Below are 23104 nucleotides of genomic sequence, written 5' to 3' on the forward strand. Positions count from 1 at the left end.
GGTCTAACGGCCTCCATCGGGGGTAATCGCAACATCAGGCGAGCGTATTTGTTGAATGCTCTGCCAAGCGCGCCAAATCGCCACGGCGGCAATAAAGATCGCACAGAGTACTACCGAGACGTTGACCAGACTCCAGGGCACATTAAGGATGGCGGTCCGTCCAGAAGCGCGCACCATCACCAGCGAACCGCCCCAAATGATGACACCCATTAACAGCGTGATAATCACGTGCTGAAACAGATACAGCATATGTGCTGCACGAGGAGGAAGACGGCGTACTAAAATATCAACGGCAATATGCTCATAACGCGCGAAAGCCGCGGCGGCACCAATAAAAATCAGCCAAATAAACAGCATGCGGGCCAGTTCATCGGCCCAGGGCACGGAGTTATTCAAGACGGCGCGACCCACCACATTGATCGACACCGAGACGATTAACGCTAACAGCAAGGTGGCGATCACATGTTCCATGGCTAGGGTCAACCAGCGAAACAGCGCAGGCCCCCGGCGCTGCTCGGTGTCGATCTCCAGCGGTCGGCGTTGTGGGTCGTCTAAAAAGACCGCCGTATCAGGGATTTGCGTTTCGGGTATATCCATGAGTTCTCCACAGAGACAGATAACAACACGACAAGAGGCGTTAGCCTCTTGTCGTATCTAACAGCAGGAAGACAGTGCGACGCTTATTCGTCTTCGTCCGACATTGTCGATTCGACGATATCCTGTATTTCAGCGACTAGATCTTCACCGATTTCCGGTGTCCATTCGTCGTAAACTGGCTGAACAGCTTCCTGAAAGGCTTTGATTTGCTCATCATCAAGGCGGGTGATCTCCATACCTTTCTCTTCAAGCTGATCACGCGCCCATTCGTCGTACTCAGTGGCGAGCTGGATTTCATAGGCGGCTGCCTCTTGAGCGGCCTCTTCAATCAGCTCTTGGTAAGCCGGATCAAGGTCATCCCAGGTACGCATGGACATCATGATGATGAAGGGGGTATAGACGTGGCGTGTTTCAGAGCCGTAGTCCTGAACCTCGTTGAAATTGGAGGTCAGGATGGTGCTCCAAGGGTTTTCCTGACCATCAATGACGCCTTGTTCCAGGGCGGAGAAAACCTCGCCAAATGCCATCGGCGTGGGATTGGCGCCCAGTTCTTCCCAAATGCTCAATTGCACCGGGTTTTCCATGGTACGGATGGTGAGGCCGCTGACATCAAGGCCAGCCACGTCTTCAGGCGACTTGACAGGCCGCTCACTATTGGTCAACTGCCGGTAGCCGTTCTCATGGTAGGCTAACGCTTTAATGTCGGAGTCTTCGAATTTATCCAGCAAATCAAGGGCAACATCGCTTTCCAGTACCTCTATGGCGGCTTCGCGCGTGGGGAACAGGAAGGGTAGATCGAAAACGGCCAGTTCCTCGACATAGCTGGTGGCGGGTGAGGTCGATGGAATCGTCATGTCCAGCGTCCCCGTTTGTAGCATCTCCATCATTTGAGCATCGTCGCCCAACTGACTGTTTGGAAATATATCAACCGTCAGCCGCCCCTCGGTACGCTCGGAAAGGATGTCACCGAAATGCTGCGTAGAGATATACAGCGGAGAGGACTCGGCTAAGCCAATACCAACACGGATATTATGCGAACCGAGATCCTCGGTGATCACATCTCCCTCGATGTCTGGCGGGTCGGATAGGTCAGGCGTTTGCGCGTAAACGGCCGTTGAGCTGAACAGTGTGGCACCGGTCATTAACAGGGTGCGCTTCCAAAGGTTTGTCATAGTTATCACTCTCCTGGCGTGCTGCAGTCCGCTTTGCTAAGGGGATCTTTCAAGCGAGCTACAGCGTGGTGGCTATTGTTGTTGTATGTAAGCGGCACTTTCTCAGATGGGAGTAATGCCGCAACCCTTAGCTAAATGTCTAACGTTTTGGTTATATGTTCAACATATACTTTTGTATGTATCGACGTTTCTAGGAAGAAAGCGTACCGTCATAGCGACTACTTACGCGCAATTCAGTAGGCGATTAAACGACAATGTTGGCGGCGCAGCTTTAGTGGTTGATGCACGCTTTCTATCCTTTGCTTTTACTCTAGGCGTGGAGCGGCACCATGGCCAATTTTCAGCGAATAACTCCAGAGCAGTTGCGTTCACGTTATTGGTTCGACAACCCAGATCACCCCGGCACTACGGCGTTATGCATTGAGCGTTACCTTAATTACGGCATTACCCTGGATGAGCTAACCAGCGGTAAGCCAATTATTGGTATATGCCAGTCAGGTTCTGATTTAACGCCGTGTAATCGTCACCATATTGAGCTGGTTAAACGGGTGAAAGACGGTATTCGCGCGGCAGGCGGCGTGCCGTTTGAATTCCCCATGCACCCGATTCACGAGAACGTCCGGCGTCCTACCGCCGCCCTGGATCGTAATCTCGCCTATCTAGGCATCGTTGAAGTGCTGCACGGCTATCCGCTGGACGGCGTGGTATTGACCACGGGCTGCGATAAGACCACGCCCGCAGCGCTGATGGCCGCGGCAACGGTGAATATTCCTGCCATTGTGCTGTCTGGCGGGCCGATGCTGAACGGCTGGCGCGGCGCCGAGCGGGTGGGCTCGGGCACGATTATCTGGGAGCTTCGCAAGCGCCTGGCAGCGGGTGATATTGACTACGCCGAGTTTCTTTCCCGGGCCAGCGATTCAGCACCCTCCATTGGCCACTGCAATACCATGGGCACCGCCTCGACCATGAACTCCATGGCGGAAGTGCTGGGCATGAGCCTGCCAGGTTCAGCGGTAATTCCCGCGCCCTATAAAGAGCGCGCCATGGTGGCCTATGATACCGGCACGCGGGTTGTTGATATGGTCTGGGAAGACCTGCGCCCGCTGGATATTCTGACTCGTGAAGCGTTTGAGAATGCCATTGTGGCCTGCTCGGCCCTGGGCGGTTCCTCAAACGCACCGGTGCATATCAATGCCATCGCCCGCCATGCGGGCATTGAGTTGGATAACGATGACTGGCAGCGGCTGGGCCATGAAATTCCTTTGCTTGCCAACGTCATGCCGGCGGGCGCCTTCCTGTGTGAAGAGTTCCACCGCGCCGGGGGCGTTCCTGCGATTCTTCATGAGTTGCAGGCGGCAGGTAAGCTGCACGGCGATGCGCTGACGGTGAATGGTCGTTCATTAGGCGATAATCTACAGGGCCGCGAAACCCAAGACCCGGATGTGATTTGCCGTTACAGCGATCCGTTGGTGGAGCACGCAGGGTTCCTCAATCTCAAGGGCAATCTGTTTGATTCGGCGCTGATGAAAACCAGCGTCATCTCGCGGGACTTCCGCGAGCGCTTCCTGAATGATCCCGACGACCCGGACGCCTTTGAAGGCAAAGTGGTGGTATTCGATGGTTCCGAGGATTACCACGCGCGTATTGATGACCCAGCGCTCGACATCGACGCGCGCACCATTCTGGTGATGCGCGGGGCCGGCCCGGTAGGCCACCCCGGCGGTGCCGAAGTGGTCAATATGCAGCCGCCGGAAGCACTGATCAAACAGGGCATCGAATCGCTGCCGTGCCTGGGCGATGGCCGTCAGTCGGGCACCTCCGGCTCACCGTCGATTCTTAACGCTTCTCCCGAAGCCGCCACCGGTGGCGGCTTGGCGCTGCTTGAGAGTGGCGACTGGCTGCGGGTCGATCTCAAGCGCAGCGAGGTACAACTGCTGATTGAGGCCAGTGAGCTGGAGGCGCGCCGCGAGCGTTTAGCTCAGCAGGGCGGTTACCGCTACCCAGGCCACCAAACCCCCTGGCAGGAGATCCAGCGTAGTATGGTCGAGCCGCTAGATCGCGGTATGACATTGGAACCTGCCACCAAGTATCGCGATGTGGCTCGCCAACATCCGCCCAGGGATAATCATTAAAATGAGTCACTTTAGTACCTTGTCGCATCGCCAGCAGGGCCTGCTGTTAACCGGTGGCGGGGCGCTGATTATGGCACCAGATGCCCTGCTGATTAAAGTAGCCGACCTGCCCGATGCGGAGATACTGATGTGGCGCGGTTTCCTTTCGGGCCTGGGCTTTTTGCTGATTGCCCTGCTGCGCTATGGGCGTGGCACGTTGGCAGCCTATCGCCGCTGTGGTTGGACGGGTATCGCCGTGGCGCTGCTGTTCAGCCTTACCACATGCGGTTTTGTGTTGGGCAACCAGTACACCAAGGCAGGCAATGTATTGCTGATTCTGGCCAGTTCGCCGCTTATTGCTGCCGCTCTTTCCTGGGTAATACTTAAAGAGCGTTTGCCTAGGCGAACGTGGCTGGCGATTGTGCTGTGTATGGCGGGTATCGCCATGATCGCGCTGGATGACGCAGGCGCCGGCTCTTGGGTGGGCAATGGTTTTGCTTTAATGGCGGCGACGACGCTGGCGATTAATTTTACCCTTTGCCGAACCCGCCCAGGCGTGGATATGAGCCCGATGCTGGTGTTCAATGGCATTATTGTGGGTAGCGCCGCCGGGCTGTTTTGGCTGGCAGGGAGCGAGCCGTCACTCCCTACCGTCAACCAGCTAAGCGTGGTGGTCCTGCTGTGCCTGTTCATTGTGCCCTGCGGGGTGACGCTGCTGCAGCGTGGACCACTTTACTTGCCTTCCGCTGAAGTGGGCTTGCTGTTGTTGCTGGAAGTGGTGGTGGGGACATTGTTGGCTTGGTGGGTGCTGGCCGAGCAGCCAGCGCCAATGGCATTGGTCGGCGGCACCCTCGTCTTAGGTACGCTATTTGTCAAAGGGCTTTATGAACGGCGGCTGGAATTGAGACTGCGTACGGGTATCAGCGAACCGAAGCCCCAAGTAACAGTAGACCGGTCAAGTACGGTATGATTGGCAAGCATTTAAACAGGGGCCCATCTTAGTGACGTCATCTCTTAGCAAGCCACTGACTCGACCTAGCATTGCCGAATATCTCGCCGAGGAGATCTTCGGTGGGCGTTATCATCCTGGCGATTTTGTTCCTCGTGAACTGGATTTATGCGAGCGCTTCTCGATTAACCGCTCAGCGGTGCGCAGTGACCTGCGTCAGTTGGTCGATGCCGGTATTATCGAGCGTATCTCCGGCCATGGCTCCAAGGTGCGTGAGTACTCGGAGTGGCATATTCTCGACGCCCAGGTGACCGACTGGTTGACCCGTTACGCGGCGCCCAACCCGGATATTCAGCGCGAAATCCTCGCCTTCCGCCTGGATGTGGAGCCCTATGTCGCCATGACCGCCGCTAAGCGCGCCAAAGCGCGTGATCTGGTTGCCATCGAGGAGGCCTTTGAAGGGCTGGGGCAGAATCTGCGCAATGCCACCTGTGAAGAAGAGCGGCGACTGCACAGCGAGTGCGATTTCGCCTTCCATGAGGCGATCTTCAAGGCGACCCATAATATTGTCTGGGCGCAGTTATCGCATATTCTGCGTCCTTCCATCTACATGCTGATCTCGATGTCCAATGAAAATGCCGCGGATCCTGAAGAGAGTCTGGAGCGTCACCGCCAACTGATGGAGAGCATTCGGCTACGCCGCCCTCGGGAGGCGTTTTTAGCCTCCCAAGCGGTGTTGGCAGGCACTGCCGCAGCACTAGGGCTTGAGCACAGCGTCAGTTCATTGGGGCGCAGCGTTGAACTTCCCCACACCGCTCCCTAATGTCTATGTTCATTAGCAAAAAACAAAGGCAAGCGTATGTCTGACTTCACCCTCGGCTTGGTAGGCGTGGGCAAAATTGTCCGCGACCAGCACCTCCCCGCGATAGCCGCCACCTCGAACTGCCACCTTGCCGCCACGGCGGATCCCCACGCTTCGCTGCCTGATCTACCCGCCTATCAAGACCTGAAGGCGATGCTTGATGCTTGTCCAAATATTGACGCCGTAGCGGTCTGCACGCCGACGCACTTGCGCTACTCCCAAGCGCGGGCCGCGCTGATGCGTGGTAAGCACGTGCTGCTTGAAAAGCCGCCAGGGGCAACGTTAAGCGAAGTGGAAGACTTGGTTGCGTTAGCTTCCAAGCAGGGCGTTAGTCTGTTTGCTGCCTGGCACTCGCGGTTTGCCCCCGGCGTGGCGAAGGCCAAACGGTGGTTGAGTGAACGTCAGGTGCAGCGGGTTGAGATCGAGTGGAAAGAGGATGTGCGGGTATGGCATCCAGGGCAGGCGTGGATCTGGCAGCCCGGTGGTATGGGCGTTTTTGATCCCGGTATTAACGCGCTGTCGATTGCCACCGAGATTCTGCCTCAGCCGTTTTTCTTGCAACAGGCGCGGCTGCTAGTGCCAAGTAACGCGCAAACCCCGATTGCCGCCGAGCTATCGTTTACCGACCCGGAAGGCGCGGCGATTGAGGCAGATTTTGACTTTCGTCAGAGTGGTCCACCCACCTGGGATATGCATATCGAAAGCGATGGTAGCCGCTTGAGCCTCACCCAGGGTGGCTGCCGATTGATGATCGACGACGAACTTATCATCGACGCTGAAGAGCGCGAGTATCAGGGCCTCTACGCACGCTTTGCCGAGCTGATCGCAAACAAACGCAGCGAGGTGGATGTCGCCCCGCTGCGCCAGGTCGCCGATGCGTTTCTATACGGTCATCGTGAAACCACCGACGCCTTCGTTGAGTAACGGTTTGAGTGACGCGCGTTTATTCGCGCTTGCCGTCGACCAAGCGTGACACCCCATAGGGGTTACCGTCACGAATGGCCTCGGGCAATAGTCCCTCCGGCAGCGCCTGGTAGCACACCGGGCGCAGGAAGCGGAAAATTGCCGCGCTGCCCACTGAGGTAGTGCGCGAATCCGAGGTCGCTGGGTAAGGCCCGCCGTGCACCATGGCATGGCATACTTCCACACCGGTTGGCCAGCCGTTGGCCAGAATACGGCCCGCCTTGCGCTCGAGGGTGGGCAGCAGTTGCTTGGCGGTCGCCAGGTCGCCGTCATCCATGTGTAGCGTGACGGTCAACTGGCCTTCCACCTGAGAGGCCACGCGGTGCATCTCGTCCACATTGGCGCAAGCGATCACCAGCGAGGTCGAACCAAACACCTCTTCCTGGAGGGCGGGGTCGCTGAGGAACGCCTCGGCCTGGGTCACGAACAGCCCTGCCTGGCACGGGTTGGCCGAGTCACCCGCCTGGCCACGTGCGGCCTCGGTAACCTTGGCATGGTTGGCCAGTCGATCAACGCCCTGCTGGTAGGCATCGTGAATGCCCGGGGTGAGCATGGTCTGGGCGGCGCTGCCCTTGACGGCCTCACCGGCCGCCTCAACAAAGGCATCCAACTCAGGGCCCTGAACCGCAATCACCAGCCCTGGGTTGGTGCAGAACTGGCCGGCCCCCATGTTGAGCGAGCCGACAAACCCTTCGGCGATCGCTTTGCCGCGTGCCTTGAGGGCTTCCGGCAGCAGAAATACCGGGTTGATGGAGCTCATCTCGGCGTAAACCGGGATCGGCTGAGGGCGTGCCTGGGCGGTGGCCATGAGTGCCGTGCCGCCGCCGCGTGAACCGGTAAAGCCCACCGCTTGGATGCGCGGGTCGGCGACCAGCGCCTGGCCAATCTCTTTACCGGAACCAAACAACAGCGAAAAGACGCCCTCTGGCAGTTGGCATTTGGCAACGGCGCGCTGAATGGCGCGACCGACCAGCTCGGACGTGCCGGGGTGGGCGGAATGGCCCTTGACGACCACCGGGCAGCCAGCAGCCAGCGCCGAGGCGGTATCGCCACCGGCAACGCTAAAGGCCAGCGGGAAGTTACTGGCGCCAAACACTGCCACCGGGCCCAGGGCGATATGCCGCTGGCGCAGGTCGGCACGCGGCATGGGTTCGCGGTCGGGCAGTGCCGGGTCGATGCGCACATCCAGCCACTCGCCAGCCCGGACTACGTTGGCGAACAACCGTAGCTGACCGCAGGTGCGTCCCCGTTCCCCCTGCAGGCGGGCTGCGGGCAGACCGGTTTCGGCGACGCCGCGCTCGGTTAGCTCATCACCGATCGCGTCGATTTCGCTGGCGATGGTTTCGAGGAATACGGCCCGGTCCTCAAGCGAGGTTTCCCGGTAGGTGGCGTAAGCCGCTTCGGCCAATTCACAGGCGCGCTCGACCTCGGCCTTGCTGCCGCCAGCGTAGGTGGGTTCAAGCTTTTCGCCGGTGGCGGGATTAACGGCTTGAATGTCAGCCTGTTGGCCGCTGACGGCCTGCTGACCAATAAGCAGTTTGCCTTCCAGATTCATACCATCTCCTGCTGGGCTAGTTCGTTTGCGTTAGCGTGTTTGAATTAAAGAGGTTTGACGCGAATGGCGGGTGCGTCTGCTTCCACGCGCAGCGGGTTGCGTAGAGCACGGCCGAAATCGCTGATATGGATCTCAAAGCGATCCCCTTCGCGTACCTTAATGCCGTCGGCGAAGCTCAGTGTTGCGGTACCGAAAAAGTGCACATGCACATCGCCGGGGCGGCGGAAGCCTGGGTATTTAAAGTGGTGGTACTCCAGGTTGGCGAGGCTATGGGCCATGTTGCCCTCGCCGGTGAGGAAGGGCTTCTCCCACACTGTTTCGCCGCTGCGCTGGATACGGCTGGTGCCTTCCAGATGGTCAGGCAATTCGCCGATTAATAGCTCGGGACCAAAGCTGCAGGCACGAAGCTTGGAGTGGGCCAGCCACAGGTAGTTGAAGCGCTCGGTAACATGGTCAGAGAACTCGTTGCCAAGGGCGTAGCCCACCCGCCAGGGTTGACCATCGTCGCCAATCACGTAGAGGCCCGCCAGTTCCGGCTCCTCGCCTGCATCCTCGGCGAAGGCCGGAGAGGGAATCTCTGCTTCCGGTGCCACGACACATTGGCCATCGCCCTTGTAGAACCACTCAGGCTGCGCGCCAACTTTGCCGTCGCCGGGCTTGCCGCCCTCCACGCCCAGCTTGAACATGCGCATGGAGTCGGTCATATCTTCTTCCGCCGCTTGAGCTTTTGCGTGCATCGCCGAGCGGGTGTCGGCACTGCCCAGGTGGGTAAGGCCGGTACCGGTCACCAGACAGTGCGCCGGGTCGGTATGCGTTAGCGGCGGGAGCAGGCGCTTAGCGTCCACTAACTGCTGATAATTCAGGCGCGTATCGGTCAATGCTGCCGTTAACGTATTGCTGAGCGGCTGACCGGCGTTAATCGCCCGGTGGGCCAGGGTGTAGGTATCGCAGTCAAGCAGCCTGACCTGCTCTTCGCTCTCCACCAGGGCGGCGCGCACTTGGCCCTGATGGTCACACTGAATTAGTCGCATTGAGCTATTCCTAACGTTTATTGTTATGCGAGATAGGGTGGACACAATATTTTAGAGCCACATGAATCGCATAATGTTGAACATTTGCATTAATTGTTCAACATAAACTTTTGTATGGTAGCTCAAGGGTGTGGGTTTGTCGCCTAGCGGTCATTGCCCGTTAAGCATCCTGCGCAATAATCGTGCGCAGGGTGCTCATTAATGCGGCGGCCCCCGGTGAAAGTCGTTGATGGCGCAAGCTCACCAGCCCATACGGCTGCACGCTAAGCGTCTCGTTGAAAGGCAGCAGGTGAAAGCGTTGTGGGTTGCACAGTAGGTCCGCGGCTTCACGGGTGGTGACCGTGATGGTGTCCGATTTATCAACCAGCGCCAACGACAACAGCAGGTCTGCGGTGTCGACGACCTGGCGAGGTAACGCGACCTGATGATGCAGGAACAGGCTATCCACCCGCTGACGCATCAGGGCGCCGGTGGGCTGGAGCGACCACGGATAGGTCGCCATATCCGCCAGGCTTAGCGGTGTTTTATCCGCTAAAGGGTGCCCTTTGCGGCACACGAAACACAATTCCTCCTCGCCAATCTCTTCAAACACAAACCATTCGGCATCCACGCCTGCAGGTATACGCGTAATCGCGAAATCCAGCTCACCTTCGAGCAGACGCGGTACCAGCACCTTGCTGACGTCCACATCCACGCTGATCTTTAATCCCGGTCGGTCTCGGTGAACCTGCTCAATTGCACTGGTGAGTAGCGTTACCGCTGGCGCCATGACCGTGCCTACCGCCACCATACCTGCATTGCCCTTCTGTAACGCATTCAACTCCTCGCCGGTGTGGCGGAGTGCCGACAGCATGCTGTGCGCATGGCGAATCACCACTTCGCCGTACCAGTTAGGCGTGAGCCCGCGGGGGTGGCGTTCGAACAAACGAATTCCCAGGTTGGCTTCCAGATCCTTCAGTAGTTTTGACGCGGCGGGTTGGCTCATATTGAGCTGAGCGGCCGCTCGGTGCAGGTTGCGGTGCTCATCAAGTGCTAAAAAAAGCTGGAAGTGACGCAACTTTAGTCGTGCGCCGAGAAACCAGTTTTCGTCAAGAACGCCCATGGGATAAGCCTTACGGTGCTTTTGATAACCATAAGCATATCAAGATTGCAGGGTTTATGTATTGGATGGTTATGTCAGGCGTAGCTACTGTAGGGACTGTATCGGCAATGATGCCGAGCGAATAACAACAACCGAACAACAATAACGATGCCCTCAAGGAGGAATATCATGCCTCTCATAACTGCGCAGATAGATGCTCAGCGACTCCGCACTGGCTCGACGCTGCTGCTGAGTGCCGGTATCGCTCTGCTGATGGTCAGCACGGCTCAAGCACAAAGCGAGACGAAAACGACCGCCGGAAGTGATGCCGAAAACGGCACCGAGAAATCGGTGTTTGGTCAATTGCCGGATGGCCGACAGGTCGATGTCTATCGGTTGAGCAACGCCAACGGTATTGAGCTACAGGTAACCAACTATGGCGGTATCATACTGTCATTGAAGACGCCCGATGTAGACGGCGAATTCGACGATATCGCCCTGGGTTTCGACTCGCTTGAGGCCTACCTCTCCGACGAATACCGCCAGGCCAATCCCTATTTTGGTGCCATCATCGGGCGTTACGGCAATCGCATTGCGGGTGGTCAGTTCTCGCTCGATGGCGATACCTACTCACTGGCCACCAATGACGGTAACAATCATCTACACGGCGGCGATCAGGGCTTCGATAAAGTGTTGTGGCAGGCCGAGCCGTTCGAGAGCGATGCAGGTACGGGACTTGTGCTGCGCTATACCAGCGAGGATGGCGAAGAGGGCTATCCCGGTAAGCTGGAGACCGAAGTCACCTACACTTTGACCGATGATGACGAGCTGATGGTCGATTATCGGGCGGTGACCGACAAAGCCACCCCGATTAACCTTACCCAGCACAGCTACTTCAACCTCAAGGGAGAGGGTAGCGATAGCATTCTTGACCACCAGTTGATGATCAACGCCCCCGAATTTACCCCAGTGAATGATTCGCTGATTCCCACCGGCGAGCTTCGCGCCGTAGAAGGCACGCCGTTCGACTTTACTCGGGCGACCGCCATCGGCGAACGGATCGATCAGGACAACGAGCAGCTCGAATTCGGCGGCGGCTATGACCACAACTTTGTGCTTGCCCGCGATAACGCGGCGTCAGATGAGTTGGTGCTGGCCGCCAAGGTATGGGAGCCGCAAAGCGGGCGCATGGTAGAAATCGAAACCACCGAGCCGGGCATTCAGTTCTACTCGGGCAATTTCCTCAACGGCAGTCTGACCGGCAAGCAGGGCGAGGCCTATGAACACCGCTCCGGCTTTGCCCTGGAAACCCAACATTTTCCTGACTCACCCAATCAGGAGGCGTTTCCCAGCACTACTCTAGCGCCGGGCGATACCTATCGCTCCCGCACGGTGTACCGCTTTTCCGCCAAGGAAGCGTTTGACTCATAACAACACCTGTTAGCGAAACACACTTCGCAATAACAACAACCGCCAAAACGGCAGGAGATACGACCATGCAACTCACAGCGACATTCAATCGTTTAGCTCTCGGTAGCGTCATCATGCTGGCTTCATTAGGGACGGCCCAGGCGCAGGAAGACGACGTCAAGATTGGCTTTATCGTCAAGAAACCCGAGCAATCCTGGTTCATCAATGAGCAAGAAGCAGCCACCGAGTTAGGCGAAGAGATGGGCTTCGACGTGGTGCGGCTGGGCGGCGAAGACGGCCAGGAAGTGCTCAGCGCGATTGATAATCTTAACTCCCAGGGGGCAGACGGGTTTGTGATTTGCCCGCCTGATGTACGCCTCGGGTCTGCGATTATGAATCGCGCCGAAGAGTACGGCATGAAAGTGATTACCGTGGACGATCAATTTGTCACCTCCAGCGGTGAGCCTATGGAAGGTGTGCCACACCTGGGCATGTCAGGTACTAAAATTGGCCAGCAAGTGGGCGATGCCATTGCTGAGGAAATGGAAGCTCGCGGCTGGGACCCAGAAGAGGTTGGCGCACTGCGCATTACTAATGAAGAGCTACCCACCGCCGTCGAGCGAACCGACGGCGCTACTGAATCGCTGCTGGCATCAGGCTTTCCTGAAGATAATATTTTTGATGCACCCCAGAAGAGCACCGACACCAGTGGGGCTTTCTCGGCAGCGTCTCCCGTGTTTTCAAAGCAGGATGATTTCGAGCATTGGGTGATTTACGCCCTTAACGAAGAGAGTGTGCTGGGTGGCGTCAGGGCGTCTGAACAGTATGGTTTGGATGCTGAGGATGTGATTGGCGTGGGTATCAACGGCTCGGGTGCTGCCTTTGCGGAATTCTCCCGCGACAACCCCACTGGCTTCCATGGCACCGTGGCGGTGAGTTCCACCATGCACGGTCGTCAAACGGCGGAAGATCTCTATCGCTGGATTACGGAGGACAAAGAACCGCAGGCCAACACTGAGACCTCCGGTACGTTGATGACGCGCGATAACTGGGAAGAAGTGCGTGAAGAACTCGGCCTATAAAGCACGGTGTCTGTAACGGCAAGCGTCTGCGGGAGAATTGAAGCATGTCAGATCCATATCTACGTTTCGACGGTATTAGCGTCGTTTTTCCCGGCGTACGCGCACTGGATGGCGTGAGCTTTGCCGCTCACGCCGGTCAGGTGCATGCCCTGATGGGCGAGAACGGTGCGGGTAAATCCACACTGCTTAAAGTGCTAAGTGGCGTAAACCGGGTGGCTGAAGGCGCGCTGTGGATCGATGGCCAACGCCACGTGTTCAGCAACGCCCGGGAAGCGCTGGGCGAAGGGGTCGCCATCATCTATCAGGAGCTTACGCTCTCGCCCAATATGTCGGTGGCCGAAAACCTGCTGCTGGGGCAACTGCCCACGCAGCGGGGATTTGTTAACCGTCGCCAGCTGCGCGAAAAGGCGCTGGCGATTCTTGACGACCTTGGCGAGGGGGATATCCACCCCTCCACCAAGGTGCGTGAGCTTTCCATCGGCCAGCAGCAGATGATTGAGATTGGCCGTGCCTTGCTGCGAGACGCCAAGGTCATCGCCTTCGATGAGCCCACCAGTAGCCTGTCCATCCAGGAAATTCGCCAGCTTAAGCGCATCATTAAACGGCTGCGCGACGAAGGGCGGGTGGTGCTCTACGTGACCCATCGCATGGAGGAAGTGTTCGAGATGTGCGATGCGGTCACCATCTTCCGCGACGGCAAGCACATCCGCACCCACGAGGGTATGTCGACGCTGACCCACGATCTTCTGGTGAGTGAGATGGTCGGCCGCGATATCGAGGATGTATATGGCTTTCGCGAGCGCCCGTTGGGTGACGTGGTATTTGCGGTAGACGGCATTGAAGGGCGTGGCCTGAAAGCTCCTGTGAGCTTTTCCGTCAAGCGCGGTGAAGTCTTTGGACTGTTTGGTCTGGTAGGGGCGGGGCGCAGCGAATTACTGCGCTTGGTCTGCGGTGTTGAAGAACCCAAGGCAGGCAGTGTGACCTTCCACGGCGAATCGCGACGCTTCAAAAACCCTGGCGAAGCGATTCGCGCCGGTATTGCCATGTGCCCCGAGGACCGCAAGTCCCAGGGCATCTTCCCGGTCGCAAGCGTAGCTGACAACCTCAATATCAGCTGCCGACGTCTATTCAAGCGCTGGGGGCTTTTTCGCCACCCCGGGCGGGAGCGGCGCAATGCCGAGTCTTACATCCAGCAACTGAGCATTAAAACGCCAGGCCCCCGCACGCCTATCGGCACCCTGTCGGGAGGCAATCAGCAAAAGGTCATTCTGGCGCGCTGGCTGGCCGAAAAGATCGACCTGTTCGTGATGGATGAGCCGACCCGCGGGATCGATGTCGGTGCGCGGCGGGATATCTACACCCTGCTTTACGACCTGGCCGAGCAGGGCAAAAGCGTGGTGGTGATCTCCAGCGACCTGGCGGAAGTCAGCTCCATCTGCGACCGCATTGCGGTGATGCGCGACGGCGAGCTGGTGGACGTCGTACCACGCGAGTCGGCAACGGCTGAACGCCTGCTGGGGCTGGCGCTGCCGGCCTGAGCGCGGCGCTTCATAGATTTTTCAACATACCGCTCTTCGAAACAGTTTTCAGGACAAACACCATGACAACTAACAATGTAACCCAGGGTGAGGAAAATGCCGCACCTGCGCGTCCAGCGGGGCGCCAGGGACTTATCAAACCGCTACGTACGCTGCTGGATACGTCGGGGCTGATTGCTATTTTCTTGCTGCTGTTTGTGGCACTCGCGGTGCTCATCCCCGACTTCCTAACCGGCCGCAACATGGTTGGGCTGCTGCTTTCGATTACCCTGATCGGCAGCTTGGCCACCACCATGATGCTGGTGTTGGCGCTTGGGGAGGTGGATCTCTCGGTGGCCTCCACGGTGGCCTTCGCGGGGGTGGTCGCCGCGGTGGTGACCTCGACCACCGGCAGCGTCTTTATTGGCGTGATCGGCGGCATTGTCGCTGGCGGCGCGGTGGGGGCCTTTAACGGTTTAGTCATTGCCAAGTTCGGCATTAATTCCTTGATTGCCACCTTGGCGGCGATGGAGTTCGTACGTGGCCTCGCCTACATCACGGCGGGTGGTGACGCCGTAATGATTACCGTGCCGGCCTTTTTCGACCTGGGCAGTACGGCCTTTCTCGGCCTGACCCTGCCGGTTTGGACCATGCTGGCCTGCTTTTTGATCTTTGGCGTGGTGCTCAACATGACCAGCTTTGGGCGTAATGTGCTGGCCACCGGCGGTAACTCGGAAGCCGCTGCGCTTGCCGGGGTTAACGTGCGCCGTCTCAAGATTATTGTCTTCGGCCTGCAGGGCGTAGTGGCAGGCGTTATCGGCGTGCTGCTGGCCTCTCGCATGGGGCTTGGCGATCCCAATACCTCCATGGGGCTCGAGCTGGCGGTGATCTCTGCCTGTGTGCTGGGCGGCGTGGCGCTGTCGGGCGGCGTGGCGACGATCACTGGCGTCCTCGTCGGCGTGCTGATCATGGGTTGCGTGCAGAACGCCATGGGTCTGCTCAACGTGCCCACCTTTTATCAGTATCTGGTGCGTGGCGCGATCCTGTTGATGGCGGTGATGTTTGACCGTTGGAAACAGACCCGCCGTCAGGGCACCTGACGCTTCAGCCTTCTTTTATTCCCATTTTCCCGGTTTTTTACGGAGACTCATCATGTCCGAGCGCCAGCGCCCCTTACGCTCCGCCGAGTGGTTCGGCACCGCCGACAAGAACGGCTTTATGTACCGCAGTTGGATGAAAAATCAGGGCATTCCCGACCATGAGTTTCAGGGCAAGCCAATCATCGGGATCTGCAACACTTGGTCGGAGCTGACGCCGTGCAACGCTCACTTTCGCAAACTCGCAGAGCACGTGAAGCAGGGCATTCTGGAGGCGGGCGGCTATCCGGTCGAGTTTCCGGTGTTCTCCAACGGCGAATCCAACCTGCGCCCCACGGCCATGTTTACCCGCAACCTGGCCAGCATGGATGTGGAAGAGGCGATTCGCGGCAACCCCATTGACGGGGTGGTGCTGCTGGTGGGCTGCGACAAAACCACCCCGGCGCTGCTGATGGGCGCGGCGAGCTGCGATATTCCCACCATCGTGGTTACCGGCGGGCCAATGCTCAACGGCAAGCACAAAGGCAAGGATATCGGTTCCGGCACCGTGGTCTGGCAGCTTTCCGAGCAGGTCAAAGCGGGAGAGATTTCACTCCACGACTTCATGGCTGCCGAAGCGGGCATGTCGCGCTCGGCGGGCACCTGCAACACCATGGGCACCGCCTCCACGATGGCCTGCATGGCCGAGTCGCTGGGCACCTCGCTGCCCCACAATGCGGCAATTCCGGCGGTGGACTCCCGCCGCTACGTGCTGGCGCACCTCTCCGGTAATCGCATCGTCGAGATGGTGAATGAAGACCTCAAGCTCTCCAAAATCCTCACCAGGGAAGCCTTCGACAACGCCATTCGTACCAACGCCGCGATTGGCGGTTCTACCAACGCAGTGATCCACCTCAAGGCGATTGCCGGGCGTATCGGGGTAGACCTGACGCTGGATGACTGGAGCCGGGTCGGGCGCGGCACCCCCACGGTGGTGGATCTGCAACCCTCAGGGCGCTTTCTGATGGAAGAATTCTACTATGCCGGTGGCCTGCCAGCGGTACTCAAGCGCCTGGGCGAGGCCGACCGCTTGCCCTTCAAGGACGCGCTCACCGTCAACGGCAAAACGCTGTGGGAAAACGTCCAGGACGCGCCGCTGTATAACGACGAGGTCATCCGGCCGCTAGATAACCCGCTCACCGCGGATGGCGGTATCTGCGTGGTGCGCGGCAACCTGGCGCCTAACGGCGCGGTGCTCAAGCCCTCGGCCGCGAAAGCCGAACTCATGCAGCACCGCGGCCGCGCGGTGGTCTTCGAAGACTTCGACGACTACAAGGCGCGTATCAACGACCCGGACCTGGATGTGGAAGCCAACGACATTCTGGTGATGAAACACTGCGGCCCACGGGGTTATCACGGCATGGCGGAAGTCGGCAATATGGGCCTGCCGCCCAAGATCCTCGCCCAGGGGATTACCGATATGGTGCGCATCTCTGACGCCCGTATGAGCGGCACCGCCTACGGCACCGTGGTGCTGCACGTGGCACCCGAAGCCGCCGCCGGTGGCCCGCTGGCCGCCGTCCGCAACGGTGACTGGATCGAACTCGACTGCGCAAGCGGCCGGCTGCACCTGGAACTCAGCGATGAAGAGCTGGCCTCGCGCCTGGCCGAAAGCGACCCCACCGCTGCTTCAACGCTGATTGCCAGCCAGGGCGGCTACCGCCAACTCTACATTGAGCGCGTCCTTCAGGCCGATGAAGGCTGCGACTTCGACTTCCTGGTCGGCTGTCGAGGGGCTGAGGTACCGCGGCACTCGCATTGATGGCTGGCGGGCCAGCTTAAAATAAAAAAGGTAGCGCGATGACCACCAGATTAAACGCTAAACACATCCTGGTGACCGGGGCTGCAAACGGGATAGGCCGCGCCATTGCCGAGGCTTGCGTCCAGGAAGGTGCCACAGTGGCGTTGTTGGATCGGGATGGTGAAGGCATCGAACGCCTGGTGGCTCAGCTACGTGGCGAAGGCCACAAGGTCCAGGCGTTGGTCGCTGATATTGCTGACCGCGATGCAGTGGAGGCCGCCGTGACTCAGGCATGCAAGTTCGCTGGGCCCTTGACCACGCTCGTCAATAACGCAGGGATGAATGTCTTTCACGAGCCGTTAGCCATGCCGGACGAGGCTTGGCAGCGTTGCCTCTCGGTCGATCTGGAAGGCGCCTGGCACTGCAGTAGGGCGGTATTGCCGGGTATGCTCGAGCAAGGCGGTGGTGCGATTATCAACGTTGCCTCCACCCATAGCTTCTCGATCATTCCGGGCTGCTTTCCCTACCCAATAGCCAAGCACGGTTTGATTGGTTTGACGCGGGCGCTCGGCATTGAGTATGCCTCGCGTGGCGTGCGGGTTAATGCCATCGCGCCGGGCTACATTGCCACTCCGGCAGTAGAGGCGCATTGGCAGTCATTCGATGATCCTGCAGCGGCGAAGGCTCGCATCGAAGCACTACTGCCGCCTGGTCGGCTAGGGCGCCCCGAGGAGGTGGCTATGACGGTCGTTTTTCTGGCGTCGGATGAAGCGCCCTTTATCAATGCAAGCTGCTTGACCATCGACGGTGGGCGCAGTGTGGTCTACCACGATTGACGCAGCACTACTCACCCCACCTTGCTGGCTGCTGCGCGCTACGCTGATTAACTTACCGACTTGGTCTGGCTATCGAAAAGGGTCTCTGCATCGGTGGCGGTTAGCGTCATGGCGATGCCGCCCATGCAGGTCATATCGCGATCCCAGGCGCAGCTCTCGATACGGGTAGTGCCCTTCAACTCGGCTACCAGAGCGTCATCAATGGCGCCGTGCATGGCGGTTTGCATAGCCTCAAAGCCGCGCACGCCGGAGCCGGTAATCAGCACTAAATCAGGGTTGAACAGTGCCATTACATTGGCAACACCGATACCCAGCGCACGGCCCGCCTCTTCATAGATGCGCTGAGCCACGGGATCACCCTGCAGTGCCAGTTGGGTTAGCGCCTGCATTTGTTGCTCAGAAGGGTGGGCGCTGTCGCCAGCAGGCAGTGCTAAATGATCGGCGGCGGCGCGATAGAGCGCGTAGTCGCTTGCGTAGGCTTCAATGCAGCCCCGGCGCCCACAGGCGCATAGCGCGCCACCCGGCTGGTATTTGCTATGCCCAAATTCGGCCGCTGAGCCATTGGCACCCAGAAACGGCACGCCGTTAATCAGCACCGACATGCCGATGCCGTAACCCAGCATAATGACCACCAAGTTGGGGCAGTTCATATAGGCGGGCTGGCCTGCCAGCAAGCTGGCGATGCAGTTGGCATCATTCTCCAGCAGTACACTGCAGTGAAAACGTTTCGCTAATTGTGCCGATATCGGTGCGTTACGAAAGCTTAAAGCGGGCGACCAGATAATCGTACCGCTCTGCGACGACACCACCCCCTGTACCGCCAAACAGATCCCCGCCAAGTGCTGAAAACCGTTTAGCTGTTGAGCGCAAACAGCGCTGATTTTCTCTTCCAGCAGTGTTTCCAGATCGTTGGCGTCGAGCGTCAAGGTGGCCACCGCGTGGTGCTCGCTATGGCGTACCTGACCCGAAAAGTCGCCCACCACCAGTTGGATCTCATTAATAGATAGTTTGATGCACACCACGCAGGCGGCATGCGGGTTGAGCTGTATCAGGGTTTTAGGCCGACCACGCCCGCTGGGGCGGGGTGTTTCAGGAGGACGCTCCTGAATCAACCCCTGTTGAAGCAACTCGGCGCTGATGGAGGTGACGGTGGCGGAACTGATGCCGTTTAGTGTGCCCAGGTCGACGCGTGCCACTGGCCCTTGGTCGCGCAGGGTGCGAATCACCGCCAACGTATTATCGTGGCGGCTGGTGTCAGTGGACGGAAGGGGCATAGATATCGCCATTGTTGAGTAACGCAGAACAGTCGATTTGCGTTCACATCCTGGCCTGTTCGCTCAAATGTCAAAACACGACCTAAGTTGCATATGCAGGTATTTATTTTAGCGCCTAAAGTAAATAAAACATCATTCAATAAGAATGAAAAGTGGGTAAGCCCCATACGCATAATAACAACAGCAATAAAATAGGTGGCCCATGCTCTTATCGGCGCGGCGAATCTGCCGCTCGTTTGGTGAAAACCAGGTGTTATTCGACGTTGACCTTGACCTGCAGGCGGGCGAGGTGCATGCCCTGCTGGGCGAGAACGGCGCCGGTAAATCGACCCTGGTAAAAATCCTTGCTGGCTATCTTCGCCCCACCTCGGGCGAGGTGTTTCTCGACGGAAAACAACAATACTACCGTTCAAGCGGCGAGGCAGAGGCCGACGGGGTGGTGATGATCCACCAGGAGCTGGCGTTAGCGGAACAGCTTAGCGTGGAAGAGAACATCTTCCTGGGCCGCGAACTACGCTGTGGATTGCTGCTGGATCGTCGCACCATGCGTGAGCGTAGCCGGACGGTATTGGCGGAGCTTGAAACCCATGTAGATCCCCGCGCCCGAGTGAAAGATCTCAGTACTTCAGATCAGCAGATGGTCGAGATCGCCAAGGCGATCACTCGCGATGTGCGCGTGCTGATCATGGATGAGCCGACGGCCACCCTGACGGAAAGCGAAGTGAAGGTGCTTTTCGAATTGGTTGCCCGCCTGCGAAAGCGGGGCGTAGCGATTCTGTATATCTCTCACAAGCTGCGCGAAATTGAGCAGATTGCCGACCATGTAACGGTGCTGCGCGACGGCCATTTGGTGGATAGCGGGCCTATGGCCGGGCGCAGCAAAGAAGAGCTGGCGCGGCTGATGGTGGGCCGCGAAATTAACGAGATGTATCCACCGCGTACCCACCTTCCGGCCGATGCGCCAGTGGTGCTGGAAGCGCGGGAGTTTGTGGTGCCGGGCGCCGTTAAGCAGGCCAGCTTTACCCTGCGGCGAGGTGAAGTGCTGGGGTTCGGCGGGGTCGTGGGTGCAGGTCGAACGGCGCTGATCGAAGCAGTGCTTGGACTGCGCGGCAAAAGTGCCGGCCAAGTGCTGCGTAACGGGCAGCCGATAGTGTTGCGCCACCTGCGCGATGCAGTACATCAGCGTATTGCCTACCTCACCGAGGATCGCAAAGGCAAAGGTTTGGTGCTCAATATGGACTTGCGCTCCAACGTTACCCTGCTCAATTTACGCGCTCATTGCCACCCGCTGATTGACCGCCGCCATGAAGAGCAAGCCTTTCAACAGGCCATTCAGCGCTTCGATATCCGGCTGCGCACGGCGACACGCACCGCCTCCGAACTCTCCGGCGGCAACCAGCAGAAGCTACTGCTCGCCAAGGTAATGTCCATCGAGCCCGAAATCGTGATTATCAACGAGCCAACCCGGGGTATCGATGTGGGAACCAAGCACCAGATTTATCACTTTATCCACGAGCTTACCGAGGCGGGCTGCTCGGTCATTTTAATCTCTTCAGAGATGAGCGAGCTGATCGGGCTTTCCCACCGCGTGGCGGTAATGTGCGCTGGCGTGCTCACCGGGGTGCTTGAAGGCGAGCAAATTAACGAACAAGAAATCATCCAGTACGCATCCGGCATTAAGGGAGTAGGGGTAGATGAGCAGCGTCATGCCTAATAACAAAACGGCCAACAACAAAAACATCAATTCGAAGGGGTTCTCCGTTGACCTGAAAACCTGGGGGCCGTTTGTGGCGCTGGTGGTTCTAGCGCTGCTGGGCGTGCTGATCAATCCGGCATTTCTAGGGCTGGATAACCTCTCGAACATGCTCACCCGCAGTGCTTTTATCGGCATTATTGCCATTGGCGCTACCTTCGTGATTACCGCCGGCGGGCTGGACCTTTCGGTGGGGTCGATGGCGGCGTTTATCGCCGGGGTGATGATCATTCTGATGAACAGCCTGGTTGACCAGTTTGGGCCAGGGTTGACCACCGTGCTGTGTGGCGTGGGTGCCTCGCTGTTGTTGGGGCTATGCGCTGGTTTGATTAATGGCATGGTAACCACCAAAGGCAAAATCGAAGCCTTTATCGTTACTCTCGGCACCATGGGGATTTACCGCTCGCTGGTTACTTACCTGGCCGATGGCGGCACCCTGACGCTTGATTGGGCGGTGCGCGATATCTACCGCCCGGTCTATTACGGCAATTTTTTAGGCATCACCTTTCCAGTCTGGGTGTTTCTGTTTGTCGCCATTGTTGGCTACATCCTGCTTAACTACACCCGTTTCGGGCGCTACTGTTTTGCCATCGGCTCCAATGAAAAAGTCGCCGAATACAGCGCCATTCACGTTGACCGCATCAAAACCATGACCTACATGCTGCAAGGCGTTTGTGTGGCCTTGGCGACGATTATCTATGTGCCGCGGCTGGGTTCTGCATCTGGGGCTACCGGGGTGCTATGGGAACTTGAGGCGATTGCTGCGGTGATCATTGGCGGCACCATGTTGAAAGGTGGCCACGGTCGCATCTGGGGCACGGTGGTGGGCGCCATCATGCTCACCATGATCGGCAATATTCTTAATTTGACCGACGCCATTTCCAACTATCTCAACGGTACGGTGCAGGGGATCATCATCATTGTGGCCGTCTACCTGCAGCGTGCCTCGTGGAGGAAAACTGGGCCGTAGGGCCACTTAAAAACCGCAACAGCGAGTGCAACATCGAAGGCTTCAACCGCATAACAAGTACAAACACAAAAGGAGCATCATTATGCCAACTATCAAAACAGCAGTGGCAACCTTTGTCACCGCAGCCGCACTGGGGCTTTCCGGGGCCGTGGTGGCCCAGGAAGTTACCATCGGGGTCTCGATTCCGGCCGCTACCCATGGCTGGACCGGCGGGGTCAACTACCACGCCGAGGAGGCCAAAGAGCGCCTTGAGGAATTGTACCCCGATATTGAAATCACCATTTCCACGGCGAGCACGCCAGGCGAACAGGCCAACGATCTGGAGGACCTGGTGTCGTTGCGTGATATCGATGCCCTGGTCGTATTGCCGTTCGAGTCGGGCCCGCTGACCGACCCGGTGCGCCGCGTTAAAGACTCTGGCGTGTTCGTTACCGTGGTAGACCGGGGACTCAATGAAGAAGGCATCGAAGATCTCTACGTGGCGGGTAATAACCACGAGTTAGGCCGCGTTTCGGGCGAGTACATCCGCGAACAGCTGGATGGTGAAGGCGACATTGTCGTGTTGCGCGGCATTCCTACCGTGATTGACGACGAGCGCGTGGAAGGCTTCGAGGAGGCAATTGAAGGTTCTGACGTCAATATCCTCGATATGCAGCACGCCAACTGGAATCGTGACGATGGCTTTGAAGTGATGCAGGACTACCTGTCGCGTTTCGATAATATCGACGCCGTTTGGGCTCAGGATGACGACATCGCGCTTGGTGTGATTGAAGCGGTACGTCAGGCGGAGCGCGAAGACGAGCTGTTTATCGTCGGCGGCGCGGGCATGAAGGACATTATCAAGCGCGTGATGGACGGCGATGAACTGGTGCCGGTAGACGTGCTGTATCCGCCCGCCATGATCGCCACGGCCATGGATCTGACCGTGCAGCACTTCGTCTCTAATGGCCCGGTATTGGGCGAGTACATTCTAGGCTCGCCGCTGATCACCGAGGAGAACGCCGAGCAATACTATTTCCCCGACTCGCCGTTCTGAGCTGACAAAAAAGGCGCGGGTGACGCCG

Annotated in this window: 19 protein-coding genes; 13 read left to right on the forward strand and 6 right to left on the reverse strand. The window is 58.3% G+C overall.

Annotated features, from left to right (window positions below):
• Positions 1-3 precede the first annotated feature (3 nt).
• Positions 4-597 carry a TRAP transporter small permease gene (locus GA0071314_RS02510; protein WP_074395165.1) on the reverse strand — a complete coding sequence of 198 codons (594 nt, stop codon included), beginning with the start codon at positions 595-597 and terminating at the stop codon, positions 4-6.
• 83 nt (positions 598-680) lie between these two features.
• Entirely contained in the window at positions 681-1769 is a 1089-nt protein-coding gene (locus GA0071314_RS02515; protein ID WP_074395166.1) for a TRAP transporter substrate-binding protein, read from the reverse strand.
• 329 nt (positions 1770-2098) lie between these two features.
• Between GA0071314_RS02515 and GA0071314_RS02520 the strand changes: the two genes are divergently transcribed.
• From GA0071314_RS02520 to GA0071314_RS02535, 4 genes are read left to right on the forward strand one after another with little or no spacing between them, the layout of a single operon-like run.
• The gene (locus tag GA0071314_RS02520; protein WP_074395167.1) at positions 2099-3901 is read left to right on the forward strand and encodes an IlvD/Edd family dehydratase; all 1803 of its coding nucleotides are present in this window, start codon (positions 2099-2101) and stop codon (positions 3899-3901) included.
• Position 3902: 1 nt separating this feature from the next.
• Positions 3903-4850, forward strand: a complete 948-nt coding sequence (locus GA0071314_RS02525; RefSeq protein ID WP_074395168.1) for a DMT family transporter — start codon at positions 3903-3905, stop codon at positions 4848-4850.
• 31 nt (positions 4851-4881) lie between these two features.
• Positions 4882-5652, forward strand: coding sequence for a FadR/GntR family transcriptional regulator (locus GA0071314_RS02530; protein WP_074395169.1), 771 nt, complete (start codon positions 4882-4884; stop codon positions 5650-5652).
• A 36-nt stretch (positions 5653-5688) separates the two neighbouring features.
• Entirely contained in the window at positions 5689-6615 is a 927-nt protein-coding gene (locus tag GA0071314_RS02535) for a Gfo/Idh/MocA family protein (protein WP_074395170.1), read from the forward strand.
• Between the two features lie 19 nt (positions 6616-6634).
• Here the strand turns inward: GA0071314_RS02535 and GA0071314_RS02540 are convergent, their stop codons facing one another.
• From GA0071314_RS02540 to GA0071314_RS02550, 3 genes are all read right to left on the reverse strand, one after another.
• Positions 6635-8209 carry an aldehyde dehydrogenase (NADP(+)) gene (locus tag GA0071314_RS02540; protein ID WP_074395171.1) on the reverse strand — a complete coding sequence of 525 codons (1575 nt, stop codon included), beginning with the start codon at positions 8207-8209 and terminating at the stop codon, positions 6635-6637.
• Positions 8210-8253: 44 nt separating this feature from the next.
• Positions 8254-9240 carry an AraD1 family protein gene (gene araD1, locus GA0071314_RS02545; RefSeq protein WP_074395172.1) on the reverse strand — a complete coding sequence of 329 codons (987 nt, stop codon included), beginning with the start codon at positions 9238-9240 and terminating at the stop codon, positions 8254-8256.
• A 160-nt stretch (positions 9241-9400) separates the two neighbouring features.
• Positions 9401-10342 carry a LysR substrate-binding domain-containing protein gene (locus GA0071314_RS02550; protein ID WP_074395173.1) on the reverse strand — a complete coding sequence of 314 codons (942 nt, stop codon included), beginning with the start codon at positions 10340-10342 and terminating at the stop codon, positions 9401-9403.
• A 168-nt stretch (positions 10343-10510) separates the two neighbouring features.
• Between GA0071314_RS02550 and GA0071314_RS02555 the strand changes: the two genes are divergently transcribed.
• The 6 genes from GA0071314_RS02555 to GA0071314_RS02580 all read left to right on the forward strand — a co-directional run bounded on the left by GA0071314_RS02555 (position 10511) and on the right by GA0071314_RS02580 (position 18043).
• Positions 10511-11752 (forward strand): aldose epimerase family protein, encoded by a 1242-nt coding sequence (locus GA0071314_RS02555; protein WP_074395174.1) that lies wholly within the window; start codon positions 10511-10513, stop codon positions 11750-11752.
• 65 nt (positions 11753-11817) lie between these two features.
• The gene (locus tag GA0071314_RS02560) at positions 11818-12813 is read left to right on the forward strand and encodes an arabinose ABC transporter substrate-binding protein (RefSeq protein ID WP_074395175.1); all 996 of its coding nucleotides are present in this window, start codon (positions 11818-11820) and stop codon (positions 12811-12813) included.
• A gap of 44 nt (positions 12814-12857) precedes the next feature.
• On the forward strand, positions 12858-14351 hold the full coding sequence (araG, locus tag GA0071314_RS02565; RefSeq protein WP_074395176.1) for an L-arabinose ABC transporter ATP-binding protein AraG: 1494 nt from the start codon (positions 12858-12860) through the stop codon (positions 14349-14351).
• Positions 14352-14413: 62 nt separating this feature from the next.
• Positions 14414-15430, forward strand: coding sequence for an L-arabinose ABC transporter permease AraH (gene araH / locus GA0071314_RS02570; RefSeq protein WP_074395177.1), 1017 nt, complete (start codon positions 14414-14416; stop codon positions 15428-15430).
• A gap of 52 nt (positions 15431-15482) precedes the next feature.
• Positions 15483-17228 carry an IlvD/Edd family dehydratase gene (locus GA0071314_RS02575; RefSeq protein ID WP_074395178.1) on the forward strand — a complete coding sequence of 582 codons (1746 nt, stop codon included), beginning with the start codon at positions 15483-15485 and terminating at the stop codon, positions 17226-17228.
• 38 nt (positions 17229-17266) lie between these two features.
• The gene (locus tag GA0071314_RS02580) at positions 17267-18043 is read left to right on the forward strand and encodes an SDR family oxidoreductase (RefSeq protein WP_074395179.1); all 777 of its coding nucleotides are present in this window, start codon (positions 17267-17269) and stop codon (positions 18041-18043) included.
• A gap of 47 nt (positions 18044-18090) precedes the next feature.
• On the opposite strand, the gene GA0071314_RS02585 is transcribed toward GA0071314_RS02580, so the two are convergent.
• The gene (locus GA0071314_RS02585) at positions 18091-19317 is read right to left on the reverse strand and encodes an ROK family transcriptional regulator (RefSeq protein WP_074395180.1); all 1227 of its coding nucleotides are present in this window, start codon (positions 19315-19317) and stop codon (positions 18091-18093) included.
• Positions 19318-19519: 202 nt separating this feature from the next.
• Here GA0071314_RS02585 and GA0071314_RS02590 point away from each other — a divergent pair, with 202 nt between their 5' ends.
• From GA0071314_RS02590 to GA0071314_RS02600, 3 genes are all read left to right on the forward strand, one after another.
• The gene (locus GA0071314_RS02590) at positions 19520-21031 is read left to right on the forward strand and encodes a sugar ABC transporter ATP-binding protein (RefSeq protein WP_074395181.1); all 1512 of its coding nucleotides are present in this window, start codon (positions 19520-19522) and stop codon (positions 21029-21031) included.
• A complete protein-coding gene (locus GA0071314_RS02595; protein WP_074398398.1) occupies positions 21024-22040 on the forward strand; it encodes an ABC transporter permease in 1017 nt (338 codons plus the stop codon). Before GA0071314_RS02590 ends, GA0071314_RS02595 begins: the two co-directional genes overlap by 8 nt.
• An 82-nt stretch (positions 22041-22122) precedes the next feature.
• Positions 22123-23076, forward strand: coding sequence for an ABC transporter substrate-binding protein (locus tag GA0071314_RS02600; RefSeq protein WP_074395182.1), 954 nt, complete (start codon positions 22123-22125; stop codon positions 23074-23076).
• The last annotated feature ends 28 nt before the right edge of the window (positions 23077-23104 follow it).

Source organism: Halomonas sp. HL-93, assembly GCF_900086985.1.
GTDB lineage: Bacteria > Pseudomonadota > Gammaproteobacteria > Pseudomonadales > Halomonadaceae > Vreelandella.